Annotated in this window: 16 protein-coding genes and 1 pseudogene; 9 read left to right on the top strand and 8 right to left on the bottom strand. The window is 63.9% G+C overall.

Annotated features, from left to right (window positions below):
• The first annotated feature begins 53 nt into the window (after positions 1–53).
• A complete protein-coding gene (locus FN060_RS15145) occupies positions 54–1,385 on the top strand; it encodes a glutamine synthetase family protein (protein WP_142588822.1) in 1,332 nt (443 codons plus the stop codon).
• Between the two features lie 4 nt (positions 1,386–1,389).
• Here the strand turns inward: FN060_RS15145 and FN060_RS15140 are convergent, their stop codons facing one another.
• Positions 1,390–2,328, bottom strand: coding sequence for a diacylglycerol/lipid kinase family protein (locus FN060_RS15140; RefSeq protein WP_142588821.1), 939 nt, complete (start codon positions 2,326–2,328; stop codon positions 1,390–1,392).
• A 206-nt stretch (positions 2,329–2,534) separates the two neighbouring features.
• On the opposite strand from FN060_RS15140, the gene FN060_RS15135 reads away from it, so the two are divergent.
• Positions 2,535–3,551 carry a zinc-binding alcohol dehydrogenase family protein gene (locus FN060_RS15135; protein WP_142588820.1) on the top strand — a complete coding sequence of 339 codons (1,017 nt, stop codon included), beginning with the start codon at positions 2,535–2,537 and terminating at the stop codon, positions 3,549–3,551.
• Here the strand turns inward: FN060_RS15135 and FN060_RS15130 are convergent.
• Positions 3,548–4,030, bottom strand: a complete 483-nt coding sequence (locus FN060_RS15130) for an Lrp/AsnC family transcriptional regulator (protein ID WP_142588819.1) — start codon at positions 4,028–4,030, stop codon at positions 3,548–3,550. The two genes, FN060_RS15135 and FN060_RS15130, sit on opposite strands and share 4 nt — an antisense overlap.
• A gap of 130 nt (positions 4,031–4,160) precedes the next feature.
• Here FN060_RS15130 and FN060_RS15125 point away from each other — a divergent pair, with 130 nt between their 5' ends.
• The gene (locus FN060_RS15125) at positions 4,161–5,066 is read left to right on the top strand and encodes a DMT family transporter (RefSeq protein WP_142588818.1); all 906 of its coding nucleotides are present in this window, start codon (positions 4,161–4,163) and stop codon (positions 5,064–5,066) included.
• Between the two features lie 22 nt (positions 5,067–5,088).
• Here the strand turns inward: FN060_RS15125 and FN060_RS15120 are convergent, their stop codons facing one another.
• The 3 genes from FN060_RS15120 to FN060_RS15110 all read right to left on the bottom strand — a co-directional run bounded on the left by FN060_RS15120 (position 5,089) and on the right by FN060_RS15110 (position 8,252).
• Complete coding sequence (locus tag FN060_RS15120) at positions 5,089–5,706, bottom strand: L,D-transpeptidase (protein WP_142588817.1); 618 nt, start codon at positions 5,704–5,706, stop codon at positions 5,089–5,091.
• A 147-nt stretch (positions 5,707–5,853) separates the two neighbouring features.
• Positions 5,854–6,387 (bottom strand): EF-hand domain-containing protein, encoded by a 534-nt coding sequence (locus FN060_RS15115; RefSeq protein WP_183949936.1) that lies wholly within the window; start codon positions 6,385–6,387, stop codon positions 5,854–5,856.
• A 200-nt stretch (positions 6,388–6,587) separates the two neighbouring features.
• Positions 6,588–8,252, bottom strand: a complete 1,665-nt coding sequence (locus tag FN060_RS15110; RefSeq protein ID WP_142588815.1) for an electron transfer flavoprotein-ubiquinone oxidoreductase — start codon at positions 8,250–8,252, stop codon at positions 6,588–6,590.
• Positions 8,253–8,508: 256 nt separating this feature from the next.
• On the opposite strand from FN060_RS15110, the gene FN060_RS15105 reads away from it, so the two are divergent.
• A complete protein-coding gene (locus FN060_RS15105) occupies positions 8,509–9,918 on the top strand; it encodes an FAD-binding oxidoreductase (protein WP_142588814.1) in 1,410 nt (469 codons plus the stop codon).
• 9 nt (positions 9,919–9,927) lie between these two features.
• On the opposite strand, the gene FN060_RS15100 is transcribed toward FN060_RS15105, so the two are convergent.
• Together FN060_RS15100 and FN060_RS15095 are read right to left on the bottom strand one after the other, a co-directional pair.
• Complete coding sequence (locus FN060_RS15100) at positions 9,928–12,024, bottom strand: DEAD/DEAH box helicase (RefSeq protein WP_142588813.1); 2,097 nt, start codon at positions 12,022–12,024, stop codon at positions 9,928–9,930.
• 126 nt (positions 12,025–12,150) lie between these two features.
• Positions 12,151–12,474, bottom strand: coding sequence for a DUF5368 domain-containing protein (locus FN060_RS15095; protein ID WP_142588881.1), 324 nt, complete (start codon positions 12,472–12,474; stop codon positions 12,151–12,153).
• 307 nt (positions 12,475–12,781) lie between these two features.
• Between FN060_RS15095 and FN060_RS15090 the strand changes: the two genes are divergently transcribed.
• The 5 genes and pseudogenes from FN060_RS15090 to FN060_RS15070 all read left to right on the top strand — a co-directional run bounded on the left by FN060_RS15090 (position 12,782) and on the right by FN060_RS15070 (position 14,725).
• The gene (locus FN060_RS15090; RefSeq protein WP_142588812.1) at positions 12,782–13,570 is read left to right on the top strand and encodes an SDR family oxidoreductase; all 789 of its coding nucleotides are present in this window, start codon (positions 12,782–12,784) and stop codon (positions 13,568–13,570) included.
• 127 nt (positions 13,571–13,697) lie between these two features.
• Positions 13,698–13,952 carry a hypothetical protein gene (locus FN060_RS15085; RefSeq protein WP_142588811.1) on the top strand — a complete coding sequence of 85 codons (255 nt, stop codon included), beginning with the start codon at positions 13,698–13,700 and terminating at the stop codon, positions 13,950–13,952.
• A 25-nt stretch (positions 13,953–13,977) separates the two neighbouring features.
• Positions 13,978–14,161: pseudogene (locus tag FN060_RS15080) on the top strand (hypothetical protein).
• 135 nt (positions 14,162–14,296) lie between these two features.
• Positions 14,297–14,431: a BrnT family toxin gene (locus FN060_RS23400; protein ID WP_280514332.1), complete on the top strand. Its 135-nt coding sequence runs from the start codon at positions 14,297–14,299 to the stop codon at positions 14,429–14,431.
• Positions 14,432–14,446: 15 nt separating this feature from the next.
• The gene (locus FN060_RS15070; protein WP_142588810.1) at positions 14,447–14,725 is read left to right on the top strand and encodes a helix-turn-helix domain-containing protein; all 279 of its coding nucleotides are present in this window, start codon (positions 14,447–14,449) and stop codon (positions 14,723–14,725) included.
• Between the two features lie 21 nt (positions 14,726–14,746).
• Here the strand turns inward: FN060_RS15070 and blaOXA are convergent, their stop codons facing one another.
• Positions 14,747–15,568: a class D beta-lactamase gene (gene blaOXA, locus FN060_RS15065; protein ID WP_142588809.1), complete on the bottom strand. Its 822-nt coding sequence runs from the start codon at positions 15,566–15,568 to the stop codon at positions 14,747–14,749.
• Positions 15,569–15,599 lie beyond the last annotated feature (31 nt).

The raw sequence follows: 15,599 nt of genomic DNA, 5'->3' as shown, positions 1-15,599 counted from the left end.
CAAGTCTTATCGGCTACGAACGAAGCTTCGCAACTCCCTTCTGAAGACTTCCCATGACCGCCGAGAATGCCCCTCCCCGCATCGAAATCCTGCTCGTCGGCATGAATGGCGACCTGCGCGGCAAGCAGATCCCGCTGGAGGCGGAAAAGAAGGTTTGGGATGGTTCTGTCCGGCTCCCCTCCTCGACGCAGTCGCTCGACATCTGGGGTGACGACAATGACGACATCACCGGGCTGTCCCTGTCGATCGGCGACCCCGATGGCCTCTGCATTCCGGACCGCCGCAGCCTTGCGCCCATGCCGTGGGCACCGCAGGGGTCACAGCAAGTGCTGTCAACGATGCACGAGTTGGACGGCAGCCCGAGCTTCATGGACCCGCGCGCCATCCTCGCCGCCCTGCTTCAACGATATGAGGAACGCGGGCTCACGCCAGTGGTGGCCACGGAGCTGGAATTCTATGTGGTGGAGGACGACTGGCGCGAGACCGGACGGCCGCGCCCGCCGAAAAGCCTTGCATTCCGCGGGGAGCCGAACGGCTTCCAGCTCTACGACATGAGCGCCGTCGATGCGCTGGACGGTTATCTGCAGACGGTCCGGGCCTGGTCGAAGGCGCAGGGCCTGCCCGCGGACGCCACCACGGCGGAGTTCGGCCCGGGTCAGTTCGAGATCAACCTCCTGCACCGGGCGGATGCGCTGGCCGCCGCCGACGACTGCATCTATCTCAAGCGGATCGCCGAGCAGGCGGCGAAGCGCCACGGCCTGAAATCCACCTGCATGGCGAAACCCTATGCCGAACATGCCGGCTCAGGCCTGCATGTCCATGCGAGCATCATCGACCGCGACGGAAACAACATCCTTGATGCCAGGGGGAGCGAGCCGGCGCTCCTCAAATCCGTCTGTGCCGGAATGCTCGACACGATGCGCGACGCGCAACTGATCTTCGCGCCTTTTGCCAATTCCTACCGACGCTTTCAGCCCGGATCCTTCGCGCCTGTCGAGATCGACTGGGGCTATGGCCACCGCGGAACGGCCGTGCGCATACCCGACAAGGGCGGACCGGCAGCGCGCATCGAGCACCGCGTCGCCGGCGCCGATGCCAATCCCTATCTCCTGCTGACTGCCATATTGGGGGGAATGCTGCTTGGCATCGAACAGACGCTCGACGCAGGCCTGCCCACCGAACCCGGCCAGCCGGTGCCGGGCAATCGCCGCCTGACGCATGACTTCCTGACCGCTGTCGAAGACTTCGCCGCATCCGCCTTCATTCGCGACGTCTTCGGCGAACGCTACCAGAGGCTCTATGCGGATACGAAGCGGAAGGAGGCGCTCACCTACCTGCGCACCGTCTCCGATTTCGACTACCGCACTTATCTTCCGCGCATCTGAGGGATCAGATGCCGCTTCCCGCCTCTTCCTGCTTAAGTTCGTCAGGTTCGCGAGGCACGAGAACCTTGAGTTCACCGGCGTGTATGCGCAGCTTGACGTCGCGGTCCATGGGCAGCAGTTCTCCGTCGATGACGCAGCGAACATCATGCCGCTCGCGAGGGAAATGCAGCTCGACCTCGGTGGTGGTCATGGCAGTGACCGCCGCGTTTTCCTTCAGGCGACCCCGCAGGATGTCGTAGGCGAGTTGCGCCACGCCCGCAGGCGTCAGCGGATCGGCTATATAGAAGCCGAGATGGCCGCCCGTCACATCCGGCGCAACGAGCAGCGGATCCTGGCCGAACTCGTTGTTCGACACGGAAATGGCGGAGACCTTTCGGTGGCCTACCTTCCCTTCGGCATTGAATTCCACCTCGAATTCCGGGGGATTGAACATCACCCCCAGCACGGCCCGCGTGCTGGCGCGGATCTTCCCAAGACGTGACCCAAACGTCATGGAATTCCGGTAACGGACCATGCGTGCGTGAAGGCCGGCGGAAAACTGGTGGATGAAGCTCCTGCCGTTGGCGCTGGCGATATCGACATTCTCGACGTTCCCTCGCGCCAGGACATCCAGGACCCCCCAGATGTCGAGCGGCAGCTTCAGGGAACGTGCAAACAGGTTCATCGTGCCGGCGGGGACGATGCCGAGCGTCAGACCGTTGCGCCAGGCGATGTCGGCTGCCGCGGAGATCGTGCCGTCACCACCTCCGGCGATCAGCCCCTCGACGTCGGCATTGGCCGCAACACGCTGCATCGTGGCGACAACGTCCTTGCCGGCAACGACGTGACACTCGATCCGATGGCCCGCGTCCTTGAATGTCTTTGCCGCACGAGCGCAATAGGCGTCCATGTCGGTTGTCTTGAAGGTTCCGCCATCGCGGTTGAAGACGGCAACAAGGTTCATCTGGCGCTTTCGCTCTGCCTGCAGGTCAGCCCGCCGAACAACGAGCCATGGCAGAAATGGTTGCTCATCGGCCGTTTTGCCAGCAGGCGGGGGAATGTTTCCGCTGAGCGGGATTTTACCGATATAGCCCCGAAGTCCTTCGCCGTTGTTGCAGGTCACGGAGATAGGCTGCAAAATCGAGGCCTGCAACGAACAGGGAGAGCCGCATGCGCGCCGTCGCCTTCAACAAGCCCCAACCCATCGACGCGGATACCGCGCTCATCGACATCGATCTGCCTATGCCGCAAGCGACCGGCCACGATCTCCTGGTCGAGATCAGGGCGGTTTCCGTTAACCCGGTGGATACGAAGGTCCGGGCCTCGGCAGCGGTGGAAGGCGGGCAATACCGGGTGCTGGGCTATGACGCGGCGGGGGTGGTCAAGGCAGTCGGAAGCGAGGTCACCCTCTTCAAGCCTGGCGATGAGGTCTTCTATGCAGGTGCCGTCAATCGGCAGGGCACCAATGCGGAGTATCACCTCGTGGATGAGCGCATCGTCGGCAGGAAACCTGCAAGCCTCAGCTTCGAGGAGGCTGCCGCCCTGCCGCTTACCGCCATCACGGCCTATGAAGCCATGTTCCACCGTATGAAGGTGCAGGACCCGGTTCCTGGTGCCGCCAATGCGGTCCTCATCATCGGCGGTGCTGGCGGCGTGGGATCCATCGCAATCCAGCTCGCCCGTCGCCTGACCGATCTCACCATCATCGCGACCGGATCACGCCCCGAGACAAAGGCCTGGATCAGTGAGCTCGGGGCTCATCATGTGATCGACCACAGCCAGCCGCTGGCGCCACAGGTGGAGGCATTGGGCATAGGTTCGCCCGCTTTCGTCTTCTCGACCACGCAGACGGAAATGCATGTGGCCGACGTTCTGGAACTGATCGCACCGCAGGGACGGTTCTCACTGATCGACGATCCAAAGGAACCGATGGACCTGCGTCCATTCAAGCGCAAGTCGCTCTCCATCCACTGGGAGATGATGTTCGCCCGTCCGGTCTGGCAGACGGCGGACATGATGGAGCAGCACAAGCTGCTGAACCATGTGGCAGACATGGTGGATGCCGGCGATATCCGCACCACGCTGAACGAGACCTATGGTGTGATCAATGCGGCGAACCTCAAGCGCGCCCATTCGATGATCGAAAGCGGCCGGACGAAGGGCAAGATCGTCCTATCTGGCTTCTAGCCCCGTTCACGGACCGGCGGCAGCTTCAGCGCACCGCCGGTCTTGACGGCCCGGATTGAGAAATTCGACTGGATGTCGGTGACCTGCGGCAGGACGAGCAGTTTCTCCGTCAAGAGCCGCTCATAGGCTGCAAGATTCTCGACCACGACCTCAGCCAGGAAATCCGACTGCCCGGAGATCATGTGGCAGGCAATCACTTCCGGAATGTCGATCAGCGCCTGCTCCAGCGCCTGGGCATTTTCGCGGGTATGGCGGATCACCTTGAAGGAGACGAAGACCGTCAGTTCCAACCCGATCGCCTGCCTGTCGATGTCGGCGCGGTAACCACGGATGATTCCGCCTTCTTCCAGCATGCGCGTCCGCCGCAGGCAGGGCGAAGGAGAGAGGTTCACCCGTTCGGCAACTTCCACATTGGTTGCCCGGGCGTCCTGCTGCAGGGCCTCAAGAATGCCGATATCGAACTTGTCAAGTTTTGGCATGTTAGTCCGTCATACCCAATGATATTGGCACAGAATGCCAAATTCTTGTCATTCCCGGCGCGATTTAGCAAGGACGGGTCTCCTCTAACGGAGCTATGATCCGCCGTCGTCGTTGCAGAGGAAGACCGTGATGGCAGTGATCGAACGCCCGCCTGCATCCACATCGACGATGCTCGGTGCGGCAGCAGCCTTGTCCGTCGTCGGCATCTGGGCAACCTGGCTGATTTCGATGCGCTACAGCAGGGGCGGCATGCTGACGCCGCTCGACCTCAGCCTGCTGCGCTTCGGCATCCCGGCGCTCGTACTTTCGCCATTTCTCCGCCGCACCGGGCTCTGGCCCCGCAGTGCCGGCACCCTACCGCTGGTCCTAATGATCGTCGGCGCAGGCGCGCCCTTCTTCCAGGTTGCCGCATTTGGACTGCACGCCACTCCCGCCTCCGCCGCCGGGGTCCTGTTGCCGGGCACCATGCCGCTCGCCACCGCGCTAATCGGAATGCTGGTGCTGGGGGAACGGCCGGATCGCTTGCGCAAAATCGGCATGCTGGCGATCCTTGCGGGCGGGCTGATGCTTCTCATCGGGACGGCATCCGGCGCGGCACTCACCTGGCGAAGCTATCTCGTCCTGCCGTTCGGCGCGGTGCTGTGGGCTGTCTATACCCATGCCTTTCGCCGATCTGGACTCGGCGCCTTCGAGGCCGGCGCTCTGATCTGTTTCTGGTCGACCGTGATCAACCTGCCGCTGATCCCCCTGATGGGCTCGAACCTCTTGGTCGCTCCCGTCTCGGAGATCGCGCTGCAGATCGTGCCGCAGGGCCTGCTCTCCGGTTTGCTCGCGACTGTCCTCTACGGGATCGGCGTGCGGATGCTCGGTGCGACGAAAGCCGCGGCTTATACCGCCGTCACGCCCGTCGCCGCAGCGATCGGTGGAGCCGTCTTGCTGGGGGAAGCCGTGGACGCACTGACGATCGCAGCGACATTCGTCACCGGCCTCGGCGTCCTCCTGTCGACCGGATTGCTGTCGCGGCGACGCGCGTGAAGCCACGTCGCCGCTTCTAAGATCAGGCCTGCAGCACGACGACCCGGTCGCCGACCTTCACCCGTTCGTAGAGATCGATCACGTCGTGGTTCATCATCCGAACGCATCCGCTCGACATGGCGTAGCCGATCGTCTGCGGCTGGTTCGTGCCGTGGATCCGGAAGTGCGTGTCGTTGCCGTTGCGGTAGAGATAGATGGCGCGTGCGCCGAGCGGGTTGTTCGGCCCGCCCGGCACGCCCCCAGCGTATTTCAGGTTCTTTTCCGGTTCCCGGCGGATCATGTTCGGGGTCGGGGTCCAGGTTGGCCATTCCGCCTTGCGACCGACATAGGCATTGCCGGAGAGGGCGAGGCCTGCTCGACCGACGCCGACGCCGTAGCGCATCGCCTGCCCATTCTCCATCACATGATAGAGGCGGCGGGCGGGCGTATCGACCACGATCGTTCCCGGCTTGTGGCTGGTTTCATAGGCGACGACCTGACGGCGAAGCTCGGGCTTGATCTTGTCCAGCGGGACGCGCTTCAGCGGGAAAGCTTCATCCGGCAGAGCCGCATAATTGGCCTGGTGATCCACGCCACTGGAGGCGCATCCAGTGACGAAAAGCGGCAGTCCGAACAGAAACCCGCGGCGGGAGATCGACATGAATCGTGTCCTCAATGTGTCGGTTTGATGGCACGAAACTACGGAGTTTATGGTTAATGAAGCGTTAGTGTCACGGCGAAGTGATACCGCCCACCGCCTGCGCGCACCCACGCGCAAGCTGCTTGTTGAGAGAAATGTGCGGCGAGCTCAGTTCCACTGCTCGCTACGCCATTCCCATGGCGTGACATTGCCGTCCTTGTCGGCGTCGGCGCTGTCGTAATGGGCCTTGGCATGGGCGATGAACTCCGCCTGTGTGACGGTGCCGTTGCCATCACTGTCCATCTGGCCGAAGCGTTCCTCCTTGGCAGTCTGACGCTCGGTCTGGCGCTGCTGGTTCCAGCCCATCTGCGGGCCCATCCGGACGCTCATGTACTCGTCCTTGGTCAGTTCAGCATTGTCGTCGGCGTCCATGGCCGCGAACACGCCCTCGGCCGCGGAAGCAGCCTCTTCGGCGCTGATCGTGCCATTATGGTCGGCGTCGATCATGGCGAAGCGGCCGCGGCCGGGCATCATCTGGCCGCCGCCCCAGCCCATGCCCATGCCCATTCCAGGTCCACCGCCCCAGCCGGAACCCATGCCGGGTCCGCCTCCCCAGCCCGGTCCGCCGAAGGGCTGAGCGGAGGCAGCACCCGCAAAGAGCGCCGCAGCAACGACCAGTGACAGCCTCACATGCTTTTTCATCGTCATTCCTCCTACGAAAGGTTCGAAATCGCTGCGGTACCTGTCTCGCGCCGCAAGGAGCATCCTAGGCCTTATCGGGAGGGGAGCTTTGCTTCAGATCAAACCGGCGCCGGCCGCCGCGAGCCTCACGCCGGGGCCAAAACAAAAAATCCCTCCGGTCGGACTGACCGGAGGGCCTTAATGTCGGATTCAGCGCGGTCTCACATGCTCGGATAGACCGGTCCTTCACCGCCCTGCGGCGGCACCCAGTTGATGTTCTGGTTGGGATCCTTGATGTCGCAGGTCTTGCAGTGGACGCAGTTCTGGGCGTTGATCACATAGACCTCCTCGCCATCCTTCTCGACCCACTCATAGACGCCGGCCGGACAGTAGCGGGTCGACGGACCGGCATAGACGCCGAGCTCCGACCGCTTCTGCAGGTCCATGTCCTTCACCTGCAGGTGGACCGGCTGGTCCTCCTCATGGTTCGTGTTGGACAGGAAGACCGAGGACAGGCGATCGAAGGTCAGGACCCCATCAGGCTTGGGATAGGTGATCGGCTTGTGCTTGGCAGCCGGTTCCAGGCTCTCGGCATCGGTCTTGCCGTGCTTCAGCGTCCCGAAGAAGGAAAAGCCGAAGATCTGATTGGTCCACATGTCGATGCCGCCAAGCCCGACACCAATGGCTGTGCCGAACTTCGACCACAGCGGCTTGACGTTGCGCACCCGCTTCAGGTCCTTGCCGATGTCGCCGTCGCGCCATTCGTTCTCGATCTCGACCACCTCGTCATTGGCGCGGCCGGCGGCGATCGCCGTTGCGATCTTCTCCGCCGCCAGCATGCCGGAGAGGACGGCGTTGTGGCTGCCCTTGATGCGCGGCACGTTGACCATTCCGGCGGAGCAGCCGATCAGCGCGCCGCCAGGGAAGGAGAGCTTCGGCACCGACTGATAGCCACCCTCGGTAATCGCGCGGGCGCCGTAGGAGATGCGCTTGGCGCCTTCAAAGGTGCCGCGGATCGCCTCATGCGTCTTGAAGCGCTGGAACTCCTCGAACGGGTAGAGATAGGGGTTCTTGTAGTTCAGGTGGACGACGAAGCCGACGGCGACGAGATTGTCGTGCAGGTGGTAGAGGAAGGAACCGCCGCCAGTCTTGAGCCCAAGCGGCCAGCCGAAGGAGTGCTGAACGAGGCCGGGCTTGTGGTTCTCCGGCTTGACCTCCCAGAGTTCCTTCAATCCGATGCCGTATTTCTGCGGCTCCCGATCCTTCTGGAGATCGAACTTCGCGATCAGCTGCTTTGCAAGCGATCCGCGTACACCCTCGCCGATCAGCACGTATTTGCCGTGCAGCTCCATGCCGCGGGTGAAGGCCGGGCCCGGCTCGCCGTTGCGCTCGATGCCCATGTCACCGGTCGCCACGCCACGCACCGCGCCGTTCTCGTCGTAGAGCACTTCCGTTGCGGCGAACCCCGGATAGATCTCGACGCCGAGCGCTTCCGCCTTCTCCGCAAGCCAGCGACAAACAAGACCGAGAGAGACGATGTAGTTGCCGTGATTGTTCATCAGCGACGGCATGAAGGCGTTCGGCAGGCGGATCGAGCCCGCCGGCCCCAGGAAGAGGAATTGGTCGTCGGTGACAGGCGTGGTGAAGGGATGCCCCTCCTCCTCGCGCCAGCCGGGCAGAAGCCTGTCGATGCCGATCGGATCGACCACGGCGCCGGACAGGATATGGGCGCCAACTTCCGCCCCCTTCTCGAGCACGACCACGGTGAGGTCCGGATTGACCTGCTTCAGGCGGATCGCCGCCGACAGCCCCGCCGGACCGGCACCGACGATTACCACGTCGAATTCCATGCTCTCGCGCTCGGGCAGTTCCAATTGCTCGCTCATCACCTACTCCGCTTTGCCGGCTCCACTCCGGCACCACTTGTCTGACAACCTCATTGGCAAAAGCCACAGGCATTGTCGACCTCCAAAGCGATACGCCACCGGATTTGCGAACGGGGCGCCGCTTACCTTTACGTGAACGTAAGAATAACAAGGCGCACCCGAAAATCAAGTTGCTGGTACGGAGGCGATGATCCGATCTTGCCGAACGGAGCCGCACTGCTAAGACGGCCCATTCGCCTCCAACGAAGTCGACAGAATGACCCTAGCACAGTCCACAACTCTGACACCCCTCGAACTCCACCGCCGCCTGAGCGAACTTCATCCGGAACTGACGGTCCTTTCCCCCCAAGATCTCCAGGGCCGGCATCCGGGCGAGCATTTTCGGAATTTCGGCGCCGGCGTGATGGTTCAGCCCGCGACGGTGGAGGGTGCAGTCGCACTCGTCGGCTGGTGCGCGGAAAACAACATCGCGATCGTCCCGCAGGGCGGTCTCACCGGGCTGGTAGGCGGCAATGTCAGCGTCGCGGGAGAGGTCATACTGTCTACCTCGCGTCTCAACCGCATCCTGTCCATCGAGCCTGAGGGGATGACCGCAACGGTCGAGGCGGGAGTGACGCTGGAGGCCCTGCAGCAGGCTGCGGCGGAACACGGCCTCACTACCGGCATCGATCTCGGCTCGCGTGGCACGGCGACGATCGGCGGTATGGTGTCGACGAATGCCGGCGGCATCCTCGCCTTCCGCAATGGCGTGATGCGCCATCAGGTGCTTGGACTTGAGGCAGTCCTGCCGTCTGGGGATATCTTCTCTGACCTGACGCGTGTCGTGAAGGTCTCGGCCGGGCCGGACCTGAAACAGCTCTTCATCGGCGGCGAAGGCGCCTTCGGCGTCGTCACCAAGGTGGTCCTGAAGCTGGAGCCGCAGCGCCCGTACCGGGCGACCGCGATGCTGGGCGCTGCCGATGCCCGCACTGCATTGTCGGTCATCCGCCATCTCCGGACCCTGCCGGGCGTCACCCTTGAGGCAGCCGAGATGATGTGGCCGCGCTACATTCGCGATCATGCACATCTCAAGGGTCTCGATCTGTCATGGCTCGAAGAGGACGCCTCGGCACTGCTGGTCGAGATATCGGCAGAAAGCGTCGATGCCGCCGCGGCCACCCTGGAGGATCAGCTTGCGGAGCTCTGGGAGCCGCTCGACCTCAAAGGCGGCATCGTCGCCAAGTCGCTCGACCAGGCGCGGCGCTTCTGGGACATCCGCGAGGATTCCGGCTTCTACTATGCCGAGATTCCCGAAGCCGCCTCCTTCGACGTCTCCGTTCCGCCGACCCGTCTCGACGCCTATGTCGCCCAGTTGGAGAGCCGGCTGAAGGCGATCGATCCCACCTATGCGGCCTATGTCTATGGGCACATCGCCGACGGCAACCTGCACCTGACGCTGATCAGGCGCGGACCGCTGCCGCAGGATGAATTGCGTGCCGTTGAAGATGCCGTATACACCGGCATCCGGGAAGCCGGTGGCAGCTTCTCCGCGGAACACGGGGTAGGGCTCGAAAAGCGCTACGGCTACGAGACCTTCACCTCACCCGCAAAGCGGGCTCTGGCCCGTACGCTCAAGCAGGCGCTCGACCCGAAGGGGCTGTTCAATCCCGGGAAGGTGCCCTTCTGAGGGCACCATTCACCGGGCGCGGTCGTTCCCCTTGCCGAACTTCTTTGGACCGCCACCCGCCTTGCCCTTCGAACCGAACGGCTTGCCCGCAGTATCCTTGCCGGAAGCCTTGCCCTTGAACGGCTTGTCGCCGAACGCCTTGCCGGCGCTCTTCTTCTGCGGATGCCCCGCCGTATCGCCGCCACGGGCAGGCTTGCCCTTGCCGAAGCTCGCCTTCGGCTTCGGCTCACCCCAGACTTCGTCGTCGACGCTGCGCATGTCGCGCGGCGCGTCAGCGGACCTGCCCTTCGGTTTCCAGTCCCGTGCAGGCGCCTCGCCGGAAGGTCTCTCGCGGAACGGCTTCTCCCGCCGGGGCCGCTCGGCGGCATCGCCATCACCGGACTTCTTGCCCTTCCACGGCTTGTCCATCCGCGGGCCATCGCGGCGCGGGGCCTCGTCGTCACCACCTCGGGTAAACTTGCTGAAGTCCGGCGCCTGGTCGAGGCGGGTAACGCGGATGCCGCGGTCCATCATCCGGTCCTTGCCGAGCTTCGCCATGAAGCGTTCGGCATGGTCGGCGGCAATCTCCACATAGGTCTCGTCCGCCTGCATCTTGATCGCGCCGATCTCGTTCTTGGAGAGATCGCCGTTGCGGCAGATGGTGGGGATCAACCAGCGGGGCTCGGCGCGCTGCTTTCGGCCGACCGACAGCGAGAACCAGACGGCGGGACCGAAATCGCCGCGGGGCGTAAGCGGCCGCGAGGCGGGATCCCCCTGGTTCGCATCGCGCGGCTTGCGCGGGCCGCCATCCAGCGAAACGGGCAGCAGGTCTTCCGGCGCGGCATTCTTTGCCCGGTGCAGGTTGACGAAAGCGGCAGCGAGCTTTTCGGCGCCATAGGTTTCCACCAGACGGGCAATCAGCTCCTGCTCTTCCTCGCGCGGCGCCTCGTCGAACACCGGGTCGGCCAGCAGGCGCTCCTGGTCGCGCGCAATCACCTCGTCGGCAGACGGAGGATGCGCCCAGGTCGGCGTCACATCGGCGCCTGCCAGCAGGCGCTCTGCCTTGCGACGCTGGTTGACCGGCACGATCAGCGCGCTCACACCCTTATTGCCGGCACGGCCCGTGCGGCCGGAGCGGTGCAGCAGCGTTTCGGAATTTGTCGGCAGGTCGGCGTGGATGACGAGGTCGAGGCCCGGCAGGTCGATCCCACGGGCGGCGACGTCGGTGGCGATGCAGACACGGGCGCGGCCGTCGCGCATGGCCTGCAGCGCGTGCGTGCGCTCGTTCTGCGTCAGCTCGCCGGAAAGCGCTACGACGTCGAAGTTGCGGTTGTTGAAACGTGCCGTCAGGTGGTTCACCGCTGCGCGCGTAGAGCAGAACACAATCGCATTCTTCGCATCATAGAATCGCAGCGCGTTGATGATGGCGTTCTCGCGGTCGGACGGAGCGACGAGCAGTGCCCGATACTCGATGTCGGCGTGCTGCTTTTCCTCCGTCGTGGTCGAAATGCGCACCGCATCGCGCTGGTAGCGTTTCGCAAGCTTGGCGATCCCCGACGGCACCGTCGCGGAGAACATCAGCGTCCGCCGGCCCTCTGGTGCTGCGTCGAGGATGAATTCCAGGTCCTCGCGAAAGCCGAGGTCGAGCATCTCGTCCGCCTCGTCGAGCACCGCGACCCGAAGCTCCGACATGTCGAGTGCATTGCGGCGGATGTGATCGCAGATGCGGCCGGGCGTGCCGACGACGATATGGGCACCGCGCTCCAGCGCCCGCCGCTCGCTGCGGATGTCCATGCCGCCGACGCAGGAGGCGATCACCGCGCCGGTCATCTCGTAGAGCCAGGTGAGCTCGCGGTTCACCTGCATGGCGAGTTCCCGAGTCGGAGCGATCACCAAGGCCAGCGGCGCGCCTGCTCGGTCGAAGCGCTCGCCGTCGTCGAGCAGCGTCGGCGCCATGGCGATGCCGAAGGCGACCGTTTTGCCCGAGCCCGTCTGCGCCGAGACCAGCGCGTCGGAGGTCTGCAGCGCCGGGTCGAGCATGGCCTGCTGGACGGGGGTGAGCGTCGCATAGCCGCGCTTCGCCAATGCCTTGGCGATCGCCGGAACGGCGCCTTCGTGATCGGTCATCTTCTTGGTCTTTCGGAATGTTCGGGCGCCGTGGCGCGTAGCTGCAACTCTCGCAGCCAGACATGCCGCGTTTCCTAGTGGCAGAAACGGCAAATGTCAAAGACCGCCAAAGGAGTGCGCTACGCCTTAGGGGTGCCGCCGCACCAGCGATTGCGCCGTGTAGACGAGGATCGCCAGTCCGACCGCCCCCAGAACCGCAACTCCCAGCAGCACGATCATGTCGACCGGCCCGCCAATGTCGCGGAAGTGGGAGTCCGTGACCGCCTGGACAAACAGCACCGCGGCCACCGCCCCGATCGGCATGGAGAGCTGCGCCATCAGGAACTTGCGCATCGACAGCGCCCGGTCCCGCGCCAGCACGTAGAGGTAAAGGAGGGTGATGACGATGGCCGCTAGCACCAGGATCCAGAAAAGCACCGGGCCGAACATCTCCTGGAAGACCGCCAGCATGGTTTCAAGCGCATGTCCTGCATTGTCGCCTCCCCTCAAGCCTTGCCACGCAGCATGGCATTGTAGGTGGCCTTCAACGCCACCTCCTTCATCAGCCAGCTGATCCACAGCTCCTCCCCGTCACTCCTTGCCGGAAAACGGCGCGCACCATGCCCGCCGGTTCCAGCTTTGAACCTTCGCCTGCATCTATCGTGCCTCGGGAACATTTGCGCTTTGACCTGGATCGTTTTCGCAGCGCCGGGCCTTTTCGACGCCCGCTCGCATCGCTAAGTTCGCTGCGCATTCACAGCATTGGAAGGACATCACCATGGATCTCGGACTGGCCGGCAAGCGCGCGCTCGTTCTCGCCTCCTCACGCGGCCTCGGCCTCGGCATTGCCAGGGCACTTGCAGACGAAGGCGCGCATGTGCTCCTCTGCGGCCGCAGCGGCGACAAGCTGAAGGCCAACGCCGAGGCCATCAACGCCGCCGGCAAGGGCAAGGCCGACTGGGTCGAGGCGGACCTCGCCGATGCGCACTTCGTCGATGCGATGCTGAAAGCCGTCCACGAGAAGCTCGGCGGCATCGACATCCTCGTCAACAACACCGGCGGCCCGACGCCAGGCATGGCCGAGGAGATGGATGCGGAAAAGCTTTACAACTTCTTCCAGTCCATGGTCGTCCGCGTCATCACGCTGACTAACGCGCTCTTGCCGCTGATGAAGACGCAGGGCTTCGGCCGCGTCCTCACGGTCGCCTCCTCCGGCGTCTTCGAACCGATCCCGAACCTGGCGCTCTCCAACACGCTGCGCGGAGCCCTCGTCGGCTGGAACAAGACGCTGTCGGCCGAGGTCGCTTCCTATGGCGTCACCTCAAACATGATCCTGCCGGGCCGCATCCACACCGACCGCATCGACGAGCTCGACGGCGCCAATGCGAAGCGCCAGGGCAAGCCGATCGAGGAGATCCGCGCCGCTTCCGTCAAGTCGATCCCCGCAGGACGTCTGGGCAAGGTGGAGGAGTTCGCCGCAGCCGCGGCCTTCCTTTGCTCGGTCCCGGCGAGCTACGTCACCGGAACGATGCTGCGGGTGGATGGCGGCGCCTCCAAATCGATCTAGGGCTTCCCCAGTGCCGCGCAGGGTTTCCTACGCGGACTTGACAAATATCAAGGCCTTGCGAAATCCCTGGAATCCGGCCTCGTCTCTGCTAATGTGGGTGCGACAAATTGCTCCATGGGAGGGAAGCTTGGAGAAGATCAGGAACTGGATGGTCGCGGCAGGGCTTGCGATCATCATCGTCGGCCTCGCCTGGGTCGGCCACGGCACGGGCATCATCCAATTGCCGGCGACAGGCTTCATGAGCGAACTCAGCGTCTGGACGATCAACGGCTCGCTGGTGGTCGCCTTCGGCCTGATCGTGCTGATCGGCTCGTGGAAGCTCTTGCGCGACGAGCCGCATGGGCCGGGCTTCGGCGACGACCAGTTCCTCGGCGAATCCTGATCCGTCCTGCGGGAGGACGCCGCCCATGAAGCGTCTCGGCATCGTGATCGGCGCCCTCGCCATCCTCATGGGCCTCCTCTGGATGGCCCAGGGCAGCGGCATATTCCCCTACCCCCTCGAGCTTCATGATCGACCAGTCGCCGTGGATCCTCTACGGCGCGATCCTGGCGCTGGCGGGAATGGCGCTGATGTGGTGGGCGCGGCGGTAGGGGTCTTACTTGCGCAGATACGGAATTTCCGTATACTGGCTCTCACGTGACGCCACGGTTTGACCCTACGAAGGATGCCATCAACCGCGAGAAGCACGGCTTGTCTACAGCTTCGGCGACCGGATCCTTGAGGACATGAACCATCTCGTTCTGCCGTCGATCCGGGAGGTCGATGGCGAGGAGCGCTTCAAGGTCATCGGGCTGGTGGAGGAGAAGCTGTTCACCGGCATCTTCGTCTGGCGGGCCGAGTTCCTCGCTTCATCTCCGTGAGAAGGAGCAACACAGGTGAAGACCGAGCCTATCATTCTTCCGGCTGATCCGGCCGACCCCGAGGACTTCGACGTTACAGCCGAAGCATTGGAACGGGGTCAGCGAGCACGCCTCATCCGCCAGACGCGGACCGAGCTTGGCCTCTCCCAGTCGGCTTTCGCCACCCGATTTCGAGTCCCGGTCGGCACATTGCGTGATTGGGAACAGGCTCGCGTCACTCCTCCGGACTTCGCCATTGCCTATATCCGGGTGATCAGGCTGCACCCGGACATGGTCGCGACGACCGTCGCCTAGCAGATCGCCCGGCGTCGCTGGTTATCTATCTGCCACCAGTCCCGGCAGGTCCTCGATCAGCGAATCCCGTACCACGAAGCTGATCGGTTCGTCGTGCGGCTTTGCATCGACCAGAAGCCGCGCGAACACGAGCTCTCGCCCTTCCCTCTCCGCCCAGCCGACGAACCAGCCGATGGGACGGTCGCTCCTGGGCTTGCCGTTTGCGTAGCGCATCCGGCCGCTGCCGGTCTTGCCGTGGATCACCCAGCCGTCCGCCGCCTCGAAGCGCGGGGTGATCGCCTGCGTCATCGCCACCGCATGATCCGAGAGCGGCAGTTCCCGCTTCAGGAAGCGGCGGAGGAAATCCACCTGCTCGTCCGGCGAGATCTTGAGCGACGACATCAGCCAGGACTCCGTCAATCCGTCCAGCTTCCCAGGCCCGCCGGAGACGTCCGCGTTGCCATAGGCGAAGGTCTTCACGTAGTCGCCGAACCGGTCTTCGCCGAGACGGCGGGTGATCTCCTGGGAATACCAGACGATCGATTCCCGCTCCCAGCCGGTCGGGTCGAAGGCCTTCTTCACCCGCGCCGGACCGCCGAACTTCGCCTGGTAGTCCCAGCGCGGCGTTTTTTCGTCGGTCAGAATGCCGGCGTCATAGCCCATCATGGCCAAGGGCAGCTTGAAGGTCGACATGGGATAGACGCGCTCATCGCAGGCTCCCTGCCGGTGGATCGCCTCGCCGCTTTCGGCGTCCACCACCACCGTGCAGCGGATGGGACCGGCGGCGGATGCCGGCCCTGTGGCAATAAATGCGGCAAGAACGCCGATGGCAGTGGCCAGAAGGCTTCGTCTTTCCAGGATCATGATATGTCTCCCTCGATGTGAACGCGCCATT

Origin of the sequence: Pseudorhizobium halotolerans (genome assembly GCF_902153235.2) — a bacterium.
Taxonomy (GTDB): domain Bacteria; phylum Pseudomonadota; class Alphaproteobacteria; order Rhizobiales; family Rhizobiaceae; genus Neorhizobium; species Neorhizobium flavum.
The sequence above is the reverse complement of the archived record's forward strand: the minus strand, read 5'-3'. Positions and strand labels throughout refer to the sequence as shown.

What these genes read in the sequence shown, in the direction of transcription:
- FN060_RS15145 (WP_142588822.1), top strand. Translation starts at nt 54, where the DNA reads ATGACCGCCGAGAATGCCCCTCCCCGCATCGAAATCCTGCTCGTCGGC.
- FN060_RS15140 (WP_142588821.1), bottom strand. Translation starts at nt 2,328, where the DNA reads ATGAACCTTGTTGCCGTCTTCAACCGCGATGGCGGAACCTTCAAGACA.
- FN060_RS15135 (WP_142588820.1), top strand. Translation starts at nt 2,535, where the DNA reads ATGCGCGCCGTCGCCTTCAACAAGCCCCAACCCATCGACGCGGATACC.
- FN060_RS15130 (WP_142588819.1), bottom strand. Translation starts at nt 4,030, where the DNA reads ATGCCAAAACTTGACAAGTTCGATATCGGCATTCTTGAGGCCCTGCAG.
- FN060_RS15125 (WP_142588818.1), top strand. Translation starts at nt 4,161, where the DNA reads ATGGCAGTGATCGAACGCCCGCCTGCATCCACATCGACGATGCTCGGT.
- FN060_RS15120 (WP_142588817.1), bottom strand. Translation starts at nt 5,706, where the DNA reads ATGTCGATCTCCCGCCGCGGGTTTCTGTTCGGACTGCCGCTTTTCGTC.
- FN060_RS15115 (WP_183949936.1), bottom strand. Translation starts at nt 6,387, where the DNA reads ATGAAAAAGCATGTGAGGCTGTCACTGGTCGTTGCTGCGGCGCTCTTT.
- FN060_RS15110 (WP_142588815.1), bottom strand. Translation starts at nt 8,252, where the DNA reads ATGAGCGAGCAATTGGAACTGCCCGAGCGCGAGAGCATGGAATTCGAC.
- FN060_RS15105 (WP_142588814.1), top strand. Translation starts at nt 8,509, where the DNA reads ATGACCCTAGCACAGTCCACAACTCTGACACCCCTCGAACTCCACCGC.
- FN060_RS15100 (WP_142588813.1), bottom strand. Translation starts at nt 12,024, where the DNA reads ATGACCGATCACGAAGGCGCCGTTCCGGCGATCGCCAAGGCATTGGCG.
- FN060_RS15095 (WP_142588881.1), bottom strand. Translation starts at nt 12,474, where the DNA reads ATGCTGGCGGTCTTCCAGGAGATGTTCGGCCCGGTGCTTTTCTGGATC.
- FN060_RS15090 (WP_142588812.1), top strand. Translation starts at nt 12,782, where the DNA reads ATGGATCTCGGACTGGCCGGCAAGCGCGCGCTCGTTCTCGCCTCCTCA.
- FN060_RS23400 (WP_280514332.1), top strand. Translation starts at nt 14,297, where the DNA reads ATGAACCATCTCGTTCTGCCGTCGATCCGGGAGGTCGATGGCGAGGAG.
- blaOXA (WP_142588809.1), bottom strand. Translation starts at nt 15,568, where the DNA reads ATGATCCTGGAAAGACGAAGCCTTCTGGCCACTGCCATCGGCGTTCTT.